We start from the raw sequence: 12,380 nt of genomic DNA, 5'->3' as shown, positions 1-12,380 counted from the left end.
ATATTTTGCATATTCATAGGGTTAGGTAAAAAAAAGGTGTTGACACCCCTCCGGAATTCCGTAGAATGCCGCCTCACAGCAGGCACGTAGCTCAGTTGGTTAGAGCACCACCTTGACATGGTGGGGGTCGTTGGTTCGAGTCCAATCGCGCCTACCAAACAAAATCCGCTCTGCTGGGCGGTCTGGAAGGGCTCACCGAAAGGTGGGCCCTTTTTTGTTGTCTGCGATTTGTCAAAGCCTTGCTCCAGGCGCTCGCCTCAATCCATCCGATCTTTCGTTACCCTGACCGCTTAGCGTGTTTCGAAATAACACGACCTGCTGATATGGCGTTCTGTGCTTTTTTTGGATCCGTCGAAAAAGTGTGGATATTGAAGGGGTTACCCGTATTTTTAACCGGCCGGTGATCAAAAAAATGTTGTTGCTGATCGTGAACTTCAGTAACATCTGCCCCGCGTTCACCACCACGGTTTATGCATTTTTAAATCCCAAGCTTCCATCAGCTGCTTGGGATTTTTTTTGCCTGCGATTTGGCCAATCCCGTTCTCTGTCCCCTTGCTTCCTGCGCGAAGCTTTCCAGTCCCACTGCTGTGTGCGGGCGAAACCGGTTTTTTTCGACTACTACTGACTGGCGTTTTCCACGGCTTTCTCAAGGAGTTCGTCGATGCTGGTTCATTGGTTTCTCGCCGCTATTCATCTCTTGGCTTTTGCACTGGGCTTCTGGGCCGTGTTGACCCGTGGCACGGCGTTCAGTCGTCTGGCGACTGGCGTCGGTGAAGCAAAGCGGGTTTTGCTCGCTGATAATCTGTGGGGCATTGCTGCGCTGGTGCTGCTGGTGACTGGCGGCATGCGCGCCTTTGGCGGGTTTGAAAAGGGCGCTGACTACTATCTGCACCAGCCGCTGTTTCATTTGAAGATGACGTTGTTCGTGCTGCTTCTGTTGATTGAGCTGGCGCCGATGATCACGCTGGTCAAATGGCGGATCGCATTGGCGCGAGGCAAGGTGTTCGATACCACGCGTGCAAAGCTGTATGCACGGATCAGTCACGTCGAGGCGCTGTTGTTGGTATTGATGGTGATTGCAGCCACCGGCATGGCGCGCGGCGTGACGTTCGGCTAACAAGGAGCAATTCCCTGTGTGCTCTCGGAAATGTCTGACAGCCAGGCTGGGCAGTCGCAGGTAGTATCGCGCTGCAGGGGAGGACGGGGGCGAATGAAGTAGAGCGATGGGATGTGTCAGGCGCCGTGCCCAGTGGGCTGGGGAGCGGATGGCAATACGGCGCGTGTATCTCTAGCCAGTCATTATGCAAAGCAAACGAACTGGCTACTGACTGCAATGCGGTTCAGGGCGTTTGTGGCTTGTCCGGGGCGGTCAGGCCGGCCTGAATGCGCTGATAGATTTCTTCACGGTGTACGGCAACGTTTTTCGGAGCATTGATGCCGATACGGACTTGCTGACCGCTTACGCCGAGGATGGTGATCGTAATGTCATCACCAATATTTATGCTTTCACCGACTTTGCGGGTGAGTATCAGCATGGTCTTCTCCTTGATTGCTTTGTAGGGCACCTGATTCAGACAGTGCAGAGGTCGGTGGTACGTATAGATTAGTGCGAAGTCTCACGGTTTGGGTGCCTCTTTCTGACGCGCAGATGCGGCATTAATTCCCAGGGCGTAACTATACAGAGGCTGCAATCATCAATCTCGTTGTTTTGTGCCCATTTTGCGGGCCTCGCGAAGTATTTATGAATGTTAAGATCGCCGCTTTGTGATTTTCGAGGAAAGCGTTGTGCGCAAATTGGTCTGGATGGTCGCGGCACTGGCATTGGCAGGGTGTGGCGAAGGCAAGAGTGTAGACGTGCAGAAGCCGAAAACGACAGTCGCAGCCGCGCCTGTGGCGGCATCTTCTGCGCAGTGGGACCTCGAAGTGCGCGGCGAAACACCTCAGGCTGTCAGCGACCTGAGTGGCTGGTTGATCGAGCATGCGTTCGTGCCGACCGTGATCAAGGACAGCAGCGGCAAGACGCGGATCCTGATTGGTCCGTTCAACTCCCAGGCCGACGCGCAAGCGCGCAAGGTCGAGGTGGATGCAGCATTGGTGAAGGCCAAGAAGCAGAACGTCGAATCGGTGATCGTCGAGCATCCGCTCGCACCGTAAGCCGCACTTTCAGCGGAGCGGCCTAAAGGACATCGCAGTCGACTCGTCTTATACGAGTCAATCACGATTTCTCGAAGGAGCTCCGCATGGCCTCCGCCGCTCCCTATAAGCTTTTCAATGCGGTTTTGCGCCGCAAGACGCTGGTGAGTCCGCACATGATGCGGATCACGCTCGCCGACCCTTCAATAGGTGGCATGGCCACTTGGGCGCCGGATCAGCGCGTCAAACTGTTCTTCCCTGCTGAAGATGGATCCCCTGCGAGCCTTGCACAGGAGGAGGGCTGGTACGCGCGTTTTCGTTCGATGTTGGCGAGCCGTCGACCGGCAATGCGCACTTACACCATTCGTCATTTACGCGCTGATCTGGGCGAGGTCGACATCGATTTTGTCCTGCATGGCGAGACCGGTCCCGCGTCGCGCTGGGCGCTGCGTGCGCAGCCGGGAGCGTCGATGCAGATTCTTGCTCCCGGCAGCGGTTTTTCCGCGCAGGACGCCGGAGGGTTCGAATGGAAACCGCCAAAGCTACTCAAACAGGTTTTGCTGGTGGCCGATGCCACGGCATTGCCGGCGGCGATGGGTATTCTTGAAGAATTGTCCGCCATGGCTGAGCCGCCCCAGACTCAGGCGTACTTTGAAGTCGACAGTTTGGCAGACATACTCTCGGTGCCAGACTGGCCCGGGCTGGCGGTGCAGTGGCTGGTTCGCGATCAGGGGCCAGAAGCAGTGGCTGGCGCGCTGATGGTCGAGGCGGTGCAGCAGGCGTTCTTGCCTGCAGAGGATTCATCGGTCGGGCAAGCAGCCGAACTCGCCGAAGTCGATATCGACAAAGACATTCTCTGGGAGATCGCCAACACGGCCCCCGAAGGTTTTTATGGCTGGATTGCCGGCGAAAGTGCTGCGGTCATGCGTCTGCGCAAATACCTGATCAAGGAATGCGGTATCCCCCGTGAGTCACTCAATCTGATGGGCTACTGGCGCTACGACAAGGCTGGCAGTTAGGCACAAAAAAGGCCTCGAACATCACGTTCGAGGCCTTTTCCTTTGAGCTGGAGGGTCAGCCGCAGGCTTTCAGGTTCACCGGGCCGACAAATTCATTGCCGTGTCCCATGACGCACGCCACGCTCTGATTACGCTGGCGTTCCCAGTCTTGCACCGGGTACGTCTTGTCCCAGGCTTCGTAAAGCTGCCGATCCTGTTTCGACAGGCGCAAGCCGTACTGCTTGCTCATGTAGAAATAGGTGCGCGCGATCATGCCGCGAATCGACGGGCGAGGCATGACCTTCTTGGCCTTGAAGTCGACTTGAGTCAGGCACGAGCCATACTGACCGGATTGCACCGGCAGCCAGCCATAACTGAAATTGCTGCGATCACCGTTGACCTCGCCAATGCTCGGTACCAGGTTGTGCAGGTCGGCTTCGGCTTTCTGATAACTCGGGTCGTAGCGTGTGCAGTTCTTGCGCCCGCCCGACTGCCAGCATTGACGCTGGTGACCGAATTCCCACGCCGGGACAATGTGCTCCCATTCGATGCGCGAAGCGCGCTTGGCATTTTTGCGTGGCACATAACCGCAAGCCTTCAAGTCCACCTTGTTGCCAGTGTATTTGCATCCGCAGTAAAACTCGGTGGACTGCGGTGCATACAGCTTCCAGGCGGCTTTCTTGGCCTCGGTAAAGGTGCGGGGAGCGCCAGCCTGGGCGCCAAAAGCGATGAACAGCAACAATAATGCAAAACAGCGGACACTCATTGAATCAATCTTCCTTCGGCACAACCCAAAAAATCTGCACGCCGCCATCGTCGCGATAGGCGAGTGTGACGTTGTCGTTCTCGTCGATTTCCTCGAGCAGTTGCTCCCATGCATCCACAGGCTCGTCCGGCAGACGGAAGATCAAGGCGGCTTTGGCTTTTTGTGCGGTAGGGGAATTGATGATTTTTTGAACGCGCATACCCATGCGTTCGTAAGCGTCAGGAGCATCAGGGGAGGTGGCCACGAGGTTATCCTTATTAAGCTGTACGTGTATACAGTATTTAACTGTAAGCATTTTCGCAACTGCTTAAAATTCAAGAAAATCCTCTGACAGCGCTTTTGCGATTTTGGTGTAAGCCGGGTCGATTATTTTGTGCGAAAAAGTCGCGCGCAGCGTAGGTGGCTGCACCACCCGCCGCGCGGGCGAGTGGTGAGCAGGTTGCCCGATCCGGAAAGGCTCAGGCGAGGGTCAATCAATATTCCCAGAACATCCGTTGCAGCTCTTTGCTGTCGTTGGTTTTGGTCAGGGCGACCATGGCCAGGATCCGAGCTTTTTGCGGGTTCAGGTCGTGAGCGACGACCCAATCGTATTTGTCGTCAGGCTGTTCGGCGTTACGCAGAACGAAACCACCAGCGTTCACGTGGGACGAGCGGATGATCTGCACGCCGTCTTTGCGCAGGGCTTGCAGGCTCGGCACTACGCGCGAAGAAACCGAACCATTACCGGTACCGGCATGGATGATGGCCTTGGCGCCGGCCTGGGCCAGTGCTTTGTAGGCGGTGTCATCAACGTTGCCGTAGGAATAGGCGATTTCTACGTCAGGCAGGCTCTTGATGTTCTTGATGTCGAATTCCGAGTCCATGGTGTGGCGCTTGGCTGGCAAGCGGAACCAATAGGATTTGCCTTCAACCACCATGCCCAGCGGACCCCAAGGGCTTTTGAACGCCTCGATCTTGATGTTGATCATTTTGCTCACGTCGCGACCGGACTGGATCTCGTCATTCATGGTCACCAGCACGCCTTTGCCGTGCGCTTCTTTGCTGCTGGCGACGGCGACGGCGTTGTACAGGTTGAGCATGCCGTCCGCCGACATGGCGGTGCCTGGACGCATCGAGCCGACGACGATGATCGGCTTGTCGGTCTTCTCTACCAGGTTGAGGAAGTAGGCGGTTTCTTCCAGGGTGTCGGTGCCGTGGGTGATGACGATGCCATCGACGTCTTTGCTGTCGGCCAGTTCCGATACGCGGCGACCCAGTTGCAGCAGGTTGTCGTTGGTGATGCTTTCCGAGGCGATCTGCATGACTTGTTCGCCACGCACGTTTGCCAGTTTGCTCAACTCGGGGATGCCGGCAATCAGTTGTTCAATGCCAACCTTGGCCGCCTGGTAAGTGGCGCTGTTGGCTGCGCTGGCGCCGGCACCGGCAATGGTGCCGCCAGTGGCAAGTACCACGACGTTGGCGAGTTTGGTCTGGGTTTCGACTTCTTTTGCCTGAAGGGCGGTTGGCAGGAGCAGGAGGAGGGCCAAAGCGCCCGGTACCAAGGTGTTGAAAGCAGATTTCATTATTTTTCTCTCTAGTAGTGAGACGGTGCTGATGCAGGTTCATCTAGATGCGCCCCGAGCCGATCTGAATGCTCGGGTGCAGGCTAGGGAGCAGGATCCGTACCAGTGCTACTTTGCTTCAGAGAGATGTTTAACTTCATGATTTGCATCAGGTTTTTTTGAAATGGCCAATGGTTGGGCCGATCACCTGTCCGGGTTTCCGAATATTGGGGCCTTTCATGTTCGGTTCACCGAAAAGGACTACAGGCCTTGGTGAACGAAACGGCTTCCCGGTTTCGGCTTTTCTGCTAAAGAAACCCGTCAGCAGGCCGATGGGTGTTAAAGGAAACGATTATTTAGGGAGTTCACATGTCACTGACGATCGGTTTTTCACATCCCGGCGCAGTCACCATCGGCGGTAAAACCGCAGCGACAATCAATGCAATGAACCAGGCGGAAGCAGACGCATCCGAAGAGGCGCTGGGCGTTGAAAAAGAGCAAAGCAACCAGGTCAGAACCGGTGGGCCTGCGCAAGAAGCCAGCCAGGCGAGTAATGCTGACAGCGGCGATAGCCTGAGCATCACCGTCAAAATGCTGCTCAAGCGGATGCAGGAATTGCAGAAGCAACTGCAAGAACAGCAACAGCAATTGGCGGCGGCGCAGGCGGCAAGTTATCCGACGCCCGAGGCCAAGTCACAGGCGGTCATGTCCGTTCAGGGCCAGATCGCGCAAACCAGCGGCGCGCTGATGGAAGTCGCGGCGGCACTGGTCAAGGAAATGTCCAAGGATTCAACCAGCGGCAACCTGGTCAGCACCACGGCTTAAGCGGGGAAGGGCGAATCCGACGATTCGCCCTGCAATAAAACGATGATTTCTGATTGTTGACAAATGTCAGCGGGATTCGCATAGTTCGGTCTACGCAAACGTTTGCGCGGCTTCCCCGGTGCACTATTGGCCGGAAGAGAGCGCTGAAGCCTACGCCAGCGCGAGCGTTGCTCACAATAATCATAAGATCGGAGTGAACCCATGAAGCTGCCATTCGCTGGACGTCTTCTTGCTGTCGCTATGCTGGCTGCCGCAGCCGCCGCACTACCTGTCTCTTCGGCCTTCGCCGAGTCCCCGGAAAAACCCAAAGTCGCATTGGTCATGAAATCCCTGGCCAACGAATTCTTCCTGACCATGGAAGATGGCGCCAAGGCTTACCAGAAAGAACACTCCGCTGATTTCGACCTGATCTCCAACGGCATCAAGGACGAGACCGATACCGCCGGCCAGACCCGCATCGTCGAGCAGATGATTCTGGCCAAGGTCAACGCGCTGGTCATTGCACCGTCCGATTCCAAGGCCATGGTGCCGGTGATCAAGAAAGCCGTCGATGCCGGCATCACCGTGATCAACATCGACAACCAGCTCGATCCGCAAATCGTCAAAAGCAAAAATATCAGTGTGCCATTCGTAGGGCCGGACAACCGCAAGGGTGCGCGTCTGGTCGGTGAGTACCTGGCCAAGCAACTGAAGGCCGGTGACGAAGTCGGCATCATCGAAGGTGTGTCCACCACCACCAACGCCCAGCAGCGCACCGCCGGCTTCAAGGATGCGATGGATGCGGCGCAGATCAAGGTGGTCTCGTTGCAATCGGGCGACTGGGAAATCGACAAGGGCAACAAGGTTGCAGCTTCGATTCTCAGCGAATACCCGGATGTGAAAGCGCTCTTGGCGGGTAATGACAGCATGGCTGTCGGCGCTGTTTCCGCTGTGCGCGCTGCCGGCAAGGCGGGCAAGGTACAAGTGGTCGGTTACGACAATATCAACGCGATCAAGCCGATGCTCAAGGACGGTCGCGTGCTGGCGACGGCCGATCAGTTCGCTGCCAAGCAGGCTGTGTTCGGTATTGAGACCGCGCTGAAAATCCTCAAGGGCGAAAAAGTCGACAGCGGCGCCAATGGCGTGATCGAAACGCCAGTCGAGCTGGTCACCCAGTAAGTCTTCCGGCGACACAACGGCGCTCGTCCGTCCGGACGAGCGCATGGAGAGTTTTTATGTCAGTTTCCGCCCCGAACGCTGTCCTCTCGGTCAGCGGTATCGGTAAGACCTATGCGCAGCCGGTGCTCACGGGCATCGACTTGACGCTGATGCGCGGTGAAGTGCTGGCGCTGACCGGCGAGAATGGTGCCGGTAAAAGCACGCTGTCGAAGATCATTGGTGGTCTGGTTACGCCGACCACAGGCCAGATGCAGTTCCAGGGCAAAGACTACCGCCCCGGCAGCCGTACCCAGGCTGAAGAGCTGGGCGTGCGCATGGTCATGCAAGAACTCAATCTGCTGCCAACCCTGTCGGTGGCGGAAAACCTGTTTCTCGACAACCTGCCCAGCAACGGCGGCTGGATCAGTCGCAAGCAATTGCGCAAGGCCGCCATCGAAGCCATGGCGCAGGTCGGTCTCGATGCGATTGATCCGGACACTCTGGTCGGCGAGTTGGGTATCGGGCATCAGCAGATGGTCGAGATCGCGCGCAACCTGATCGGCGATTGTCATGTGCTGATTCTTGATGAGCCGACGGCCATGCTCACTGCCCGTGAAGTGGAAATGCTCTTTGAGCAGATCACCCGTTTGCAGGCGCGAGGCGTTGCGATCATCTATATCTCCCACCGCCTGGAAGAGCTGGCCCGAGTTGCGCAACGCATTGCTGTGCTGCGTGACGGCAATCTGGTCTGCGTCGAGCCGATGGCCAACTATAACAGTGAGCAGTTGGTGACCTTGATGGTCGGCCGTGAGCTGGGCGAACACATCGACATGGGCCCGCGCAAGATTGGCGCGCCAGCCCTGACGGTCAAGGGCCTGACCCGCTCCGACAAGGTGCGCGATGTTTCCTTTGAAGTGCGTGCTGGCGAGATTTTCGGGATTTCCGGGCTGATCGGAGCCGGGCGCACTGAATTGCTAAGGCTGATCTTCGGTGCCGATCTGGCCGACAGCGGCACGATCGCGCTGGGTTCGCCGGCGCGGGAGGTCAGTGTGCGTTCACCGGTTGATGCAGTGAAGCACGGCATCGCCCTGATCACCGAAGACCGCAAGGGCGAAGGCCTGCTGCTCAGTCAGTCGATCAGCGCCAACATTGCTTTGGGCAACATGCCGGAAATTTCCCGGGCCGGGGTCGTCAATAACAGCAACGAAATTTCCTTGGCGCAGCGTCAGATCAACGCCATGCGCATCCGCAGTTCGAGCCCGACCCAATTGGTTTCCGAGCTGTCTGGCGGCAATCAGCAGAAGGTCGTGATCGGGCGCTGGCTGGAGCGTGATTGCTCGGTGCTGTTGTTCGACGAGCCGACTCGCGGCATTGATGTGGGTGCCAAGTTCGATATCTATGCCTTGCTGGGCGAGTTGACACGTCAGGGCAAGGCGCTGGTGGTGGTATCCAGTGACCTGCGCGAGCTGATGCTGATCTGCGACCGGATCGGCGTTCTGTCGGCAGGGCGTTTGATCGATACCTTCGAGCGCGACAGCTGGACCCAGGATGATTTGCTTGCTGCCGCGTTCGCCGGCTACCAAAAACGTGATGCGCAGCTCAATGAAGCGGCGCCTAGGGAACTCCCATGAAAACTGCATCTTCTGCCGGCAAACGTGGTGGCAATTTCTACGGTCTTGGCACCTATCTGGGCCTGGCGGGTGCCTTGTTGGCGATGGTGGCGTTGTTCTCGGTCATGAGCAGCCACTTTCTGTCCTATGACACCTTCAGCACGCTGGCCAACCAGATCCCCGATCTGATGGTGCTGGCGGTGGGCATGACCTTCGTGCTGATCATCGGCGGCATCGACCTGTCGGTCGGTTCGGTGCTGGCACTTGCCGCCTCGACAGTCAGCGTAGCGATTCTCGGCTGGGGCTGGAGCGTGTTGCCGTCCGCTCTGCTTGGAATGGCGGTGGCTGCACTGGCGGGTACGGTGACCGGTTCGATCACTGTGGCGTGGCGTATTCCGTCATTCATCGTTTCGCTCGGTGTGCTGGAAATGGCCCGTGGACTGGCTTATCAGATGACCGGTTCGCGCACCGCCTACATCGGTGATTCGTTTGCCTGGCTGTCGAACCCGATCGCCTTCGGTATCTCGCCGTCGTTCATCATTGCCTTGCTGGTGATCTTCATCGCGCAAGCGGTGTTGACCCGTACCGTGTTCGGTCGCTACCTGATTGGTATCGGCACCAACGAAGAAGCGGTGCGTCTGGCCGGGATCAATCCAAAACCGTACAAGATTCTGGTGTTCAGCCTGATGGGGCTGCTTGCGGGCATCGCCGCGCTGTTCCAGATTTCCCGTCTGGAAGCGGCGGATCCGAATGCCGGCTCCGGCCTCGAACTGCAAGTGATCGCCGCCGTGGTCATTGGTGGCACCAGCCTGATGGGGGGGCGTGGTTCGGTGATCAGCACCTTCTTCGGCGTGTTGATCATTTCGGTGCTCGCCGCCGGTCTGGCGCAGATCGGTGCGACCGAGCCGACCAAGCGCATCATCACCGGTGCGGTGATCGTCATTGCGGTGGTACTCGATACCTATCGCAGTCAACGCGCCAGTCGACGGGGCTAAGTCATGGCAACGATCAAGGATGTGGCGGCGCTCGCGGGGATTTCCTACACCACGGTTTCTCACGTGGTGAACAAGACCCGGCCGGTCAGTCAGGAGGTGCGGTTGAAGGTCGAGGCGGCCATCAAAAGCCTCGATTACGTGCCAAGTGCCGTGGCGCGCTCACTGAAAGCCAAGACCACTGCGACCATTGGCTTATTGGTGCCTAACAGCCTCAACCCGTATTTTGCCGAGTTGGCTCGGGGTATCGAGGATTACTGTGAGCGTAACGGCTATTGCGTGATCCTTTGCAACTCTGACGATAACCCGGAAAAACAGCGCAGCTATTTGCGCGTGCTGCTGGAGAAGCGCATTGACGGCCTGATCGTCGCCTCCGCCGGTGGCGACATCGGGCTCGCGCAAGGGCTGGCCGGGGTGAAAACGCCGATGGTCATCGTCGACCGTGGACTGGATGGCGTGGACGCCGATCTGGTGCGCATCGATCATGAATATGGTGCCTATCTGGCGACGCGGCACCTGCTGGAGCTGGGCCATCGTGACATCGCCACCATCGGTGGTCCGTCGAGCACCAGCGTGGCGCAAATGCGTCAGGCCGGTTTTTGTCGGGCGCTGCAGGAGGCGGGCATCACCGTGCGGCCCGAACGCATGCTGGAAAGCGATTTCACCAGTACTGGTGGCTACAGCGCGGCGGCGATCCTGCTCGAAGGCAATCCGCCGAGCGCGATCTTCGCCGGAAACGACATGATCGGTATCGGTGTGCTGCGTGCGGCGGCCGAGCGCAATGTGCGCGTGCCAAGCGAGCTTTCGGTGATCGGCTTCGACGATATCCAGATGAGCCGTTATGTGTACCCGGCGCTGACCACCGTTGGTCAGTCGATCCTGCAGTTGGGCGAGATGGCTGCCGAAGTGCTGCTGCGAAGGATTGCTACCCCGAGTCTGGTCACCGATCAACGAATCGTGACCCCGAGTATTGTCTTGCGCGAATCGACTGCACCGCTGTCAGGCGTGTTCACCGAGTACCGCTGAAATCGAATTGACGAGTAGTGATGTATGCCAGCAAATGTAGTGGTAATAGGCAGCCTGAACATGGATCTGGTCACCCGGGCGCCACGGCTGCCAAAGGGTGGTGAAACGCTGATCGGTCATTCCTTTGCCACCGTTTCCGGCGGCAAGGGCGCCAATCAGGCAGTCGCTGCTGCGCGCCTGGGTGCGCAGGTGGCGATGGTCGGCTGTGTTGGCAACGATGACTACGGCGTGCAATTGCGCGACGCATTGCTGGCCGAGCAGATCGATTGTCAGGCGGTGAGCACGGTTGCCGACTCCAGTGGCGTGGCGCTGATTGTGGTCGATGACAACAGTCAGAACGCCATCGTGATCGTGGCTGGCGCCAACGGTGCAATGACCCCGGCGGTGATTGACCGTTTTGATGCGGTGCTGCAAGCGGCCGACGTGATTATCTGCCAGCTCGAGATCCCGGATGCCACGGTGGGGCATGCGCTCAAGCGTGCGCGTGAGCTGGGCAAGACCGTGATTTTAAACCCGGCGCCGGCCAGTCGTCCGTTGCCGGCAGACTGGTTTACCGCCATCGATTACCTGATTCCCAACGAAAGCGAAGCCGCTGCGTTGAGCGGGTTGCCAGTCGATTCGCTGGAAGCCGCAGAAAGCGCTGCCGGCCAGTTGATCGCCATGGGCGCGGGCAAGGTCATCATTACCCTCGGTGCGCAAGGTTCGCTATTTGCCAATGGCAAAGGTTTCGAGCATTTCCCGGCGCCCAAGGTGAAGGCGGTCGATACCACCGCCGCGGGCGATACCTTTGTTGGTGGTTTTGCCGCAGCGCTCGCCAGTGGCAAATCCGAGGCTGAGGCGATCCGTTACGGGCAAGTCGCTGCAGCGTTATCTGTGACCCGGGCCGGCGCACAGCCTTCCATTCCCACCATGTCCGACGTACAGGCGTTCAAACCCGCATGAAAAAGACTCCTTTGCTCAACGTCGCGTTGTCGCGGCTGATCGCATCCCTGGGCCATGGCGACATGGTAGTGATCGGTGACGCCGGACTGCCGGTTCCTCCTGGCGTTGAATTGATCGATTTGGCGCTGACCCACGGCGTTCCGGATTTCGTCAGTACCCTGAAAGTCGTGCTCAGCGAGATGCAGGTGGAAAGCCATGTGCTGGCCAACGAAATCCTCGACAAGCAGCCGACCGCCATGGTTGTGCTGGACGAGTTGCAAGAAGAGGGCGCCCTCGGTCGGCGCGATCTGCTGACTCATGAGCAATTCAAGGTTCTTAGCCGACAGGCACGGGCGATTGTTCGTACAGGCGAATGTCAGCCGTACTGCAACATCGTGCTGGTGGCCGGAGTAACGTTCTAATAGGGTTTT

At 58.0% G+C, this 12,380-nt stretch carries 15 protein-coding genes and 1 tRNA gene; 12 read left to right on the top strand and 4 right to left on the bottom strand.

Annotation, left to right across the window (positions count from 1 at the left end; genetic code table 11):
* The first annotated feature begins 80 nt into the window (after nucleotides 1-80).
* From ACTJKS_RS15280 to ACTJKS_RS15270, 3 genes are all read left to right on the top strand, one after another.
* A tRNA-Val gene (locus ACTJKS_RS15280) sits at nucleotides 81-157 on the top strand.
* Nucleotides 158-361: 204 nt separating this feature from the next.
* A complete protein-coding gene (locus ACTJKS_RS15275) occupies nucleotides 362-625 on the top strand; it encodes a hypothetical protein (RefSeq protein ID WP_142579701.1) in 264 nt (87 codons plus the stop codon).
* 36 nt (nucleotides 626-661) lie between these two features.
* Nucleotides 662-1,117, top strand: a complete 456-nt coding sequence (locus tag ACTJKS_RS15270; protein WP_108183227.1) for a DUF2214 family protein — start codon at nucleotides 662-664, stop codon at nucleotides 1,115-1,117.
* A 223-nt stretch (nucleotides 1,118-1,340) separates the two neighbouring features.
* Here the strand turns inward: ACTJKS_RS15270 and csrA are convergent, their stop codons facing one another.
* Nucleotides 1,341-1,535, bottom strand: a complete 195-nt coding sequence (gene csrA, locus ACTJKS_RS15265) for a carbon storage regulator CsrA (RefSeq protein WP_003179932.1) — start codon at nucleotides 1,533-1,535, stop codon at nucleotides 1,341-1,343.
* A gap of 250 nt (nucleotides 1,536-1,785) precedes the next feature.
* On the opposite strand from csrA, the gene ACTJKS_RS15260 reads away from it, so the two are divergent.
* Nucleotides 1,786-2,154, top strand: a complete 369-nt coding sequence (locus tag ACTJKS_RS15260) for a penicillin-binding protein activator LpoB (protein WP_108184417.1) — start codon at nucleotides 1,786-1,788, stop codon at nucleotides 2,152-2,154.
* An 86-nt stretch (nucleotides 2,155-2,240) separates the two neighbouring features.
* Complete coding sequence (locus tag ACTJKS_RS15255; protein ID WP_108183226.1) at nucleotides 2,241-3,152, top strand: siderophore-interacting protein; 912 nt, start codon at nucleotides 2,241-2,243, stop codon at nucleotides 3,150-3,152.
* A 55-nt stretch (nucleotides 3,153-3,207) separates the two neighbouring features.
* Here ACTJKS_RS15255 and ACTJKS_RS15250 read toward each other — a convergent pair whose 3' ends face one another.
* From ACTJKS_RS15250 to ACTJKS_RS15240, 3 genes are all read right to left on the bottom strand, one after another.
* The gene (locus ACTJKS_RS15250) at nucleotides 3,208-3,897 is read right to left on the bottom strand and encodes an endonuclease (protein ID WP_041066103.1); all 690 of its coding nucleotides are present in this window, start codon (nucleotides 3,895-3,897) and stop codon (nucleotides 3,208-3,210) included.
* A gap of 4 nt (nucleotides 3,898-3,901) precedes the next feature.
* A complete protein-coding gene (locus tag ACTJKS_RS15245; protein ID WP_108183225.1) occupies nucleotides 3,902-4,192 on the bottom strand; it encodes a DUF1654 domain-containing protein in 291 nt (96 codons plus the stop codon).
* 178 nt (nucleotides 4,193-4,370) lie between these two features.
* Nucleotides 4,371-5,459, bottom strand: a complete 1,089-nt coding sequence (locus tag ACTJKS_RS15240; protein ID WP_262949194.1) for an asparaginase — start codon at nucleotides 5,457-5,459, stop codon at nucleotides 4,371-4,373.
* A gap of 348 nt (nucleotides 5,460-5,807) precedes the next feature.
* Between ACTJKS_RS15240 and ACTJKS_RS15235 the strand changes: the two genes are divergently transcribed.
* The 7 genes from ACTJKS_RS15235 to rbsD all read left to right on the top strand — a co-directional run bounded on the left by ACTJKS_RS15235 (nucleotide 5,808) and on the right by rbsD (nucleotide 12,371).
* Complete coding sequence (locus tag ACTJKS_RS15235) at nucleotides 5,808-6,263, top strand: hypothetical protein (RefSeq protein ID WP_041066108.1); 456 nt, start codon at nucleotides 5,808-5,810, stop codon at nucleotides 6,261-6,263.
* A 201-nt stretch (nucleotides 6,264-6,464) separates the two neighbouring features.
* The gene (locus ACTJKS_RS15230) at nucleotides 6,465-7,421 is read left to right on the top strand and encodes a sugar ABC transporter substrate-binding protein (RefSeq protein ID WP_041066111.1); all 957 of its coding nucleotides are present in this window, start codon (nucleotides 6,465-6,467) and stop codon (nucleotides 7,419-7,421) included.
* 56 nt (nucleotides 7,422-7,477) lie between these two features.
* On the top strand, nucleotides 7,478-9,031 hold the full coding sequence (locus ACTJKS_RS15225) for a sugar ABC transporter ATP-binding protein (protein ID WP_108183224.1): 1,554 nt from the start codon (nucleotides 7,478-7,480) through the stop codon (nucleotides 9,029-9,031).
* A complete protein-coding gene (locus ACTJKS_RS15220) occupies nucleotides 9,028-10,005 on the top strand; it encodes an ABC transporter permease (protein WP_041066117.1) in 978 nt (325 codons plus the stop codon). The genes ACTJKS_RS15225 and ACTJKS_RS15220 overlap by 4 nt, the downstream gene beginning before the upstream one ends.
* 3 nt (nucleotides 10,006-10,008) lie before the next feature.
* Nucleotides 10,009-11,028 carry a LacI family DNA-binding transcriptional regulator gene (locus tag ACTJKS_RS15215; protein WP_108183223.1) on the top strand — a complete coding sequence of 340 codons (1,020 nt, stop codon included), beginning with the start codon at nucleotides 10,009-10,011 and terminating at the stop codon, nucleotides 11,026-11,028.
* A 24-nt stretch (nucleotides 11,029-11,052) separates the two neighbouring features.
* Nucleotides 11,053-11,970 carry a ribokinase gene (gene rbsK / locus ACTJKS_RS15210; RefSeq protein WP_108183222.1) on the top strand — a complete coding sequence of 306 codons (918 nt, stop codon included), beginning with the start codon at nucleotides 11,053-11,055 and terminating at the stop codon, nucleotides 11,968-11,970.
* Nucleotides 11,967-12,371: a D-ribose pyranase gene (gene rbsD, locus ACTJKS_RS15205; RefSeq protein ID WP_108183221.1), complete on the top strand. Its 405-nt coding sequence runs from the start codon at nucleotides 11,967-11,969 to the stop codon at nucleotides 12,369-12,371. Before rbsK ends, rbsD begins: the two co-directional genes overlap by 4 nt.
* Nucleotides 12,372-12,380 lie beyond the last annotated feature (9 nt).

The organism is Pseudomonas sp. 22189, assembly GCF_052045635.1.
GTDB classification, from domain to species: domain Bacteria; phylum Pseudomonadota; class Gammaproteobacteria; order Pseudomonadales; family Pseudomonadaceae; genus Aquipseudomonas; species Aquipseudomonas parakoreensis.
Note: the sequence above shows the minus strand (reverse complement) of the source record. Positions and strands in the feature narration are given on the sequence as shown.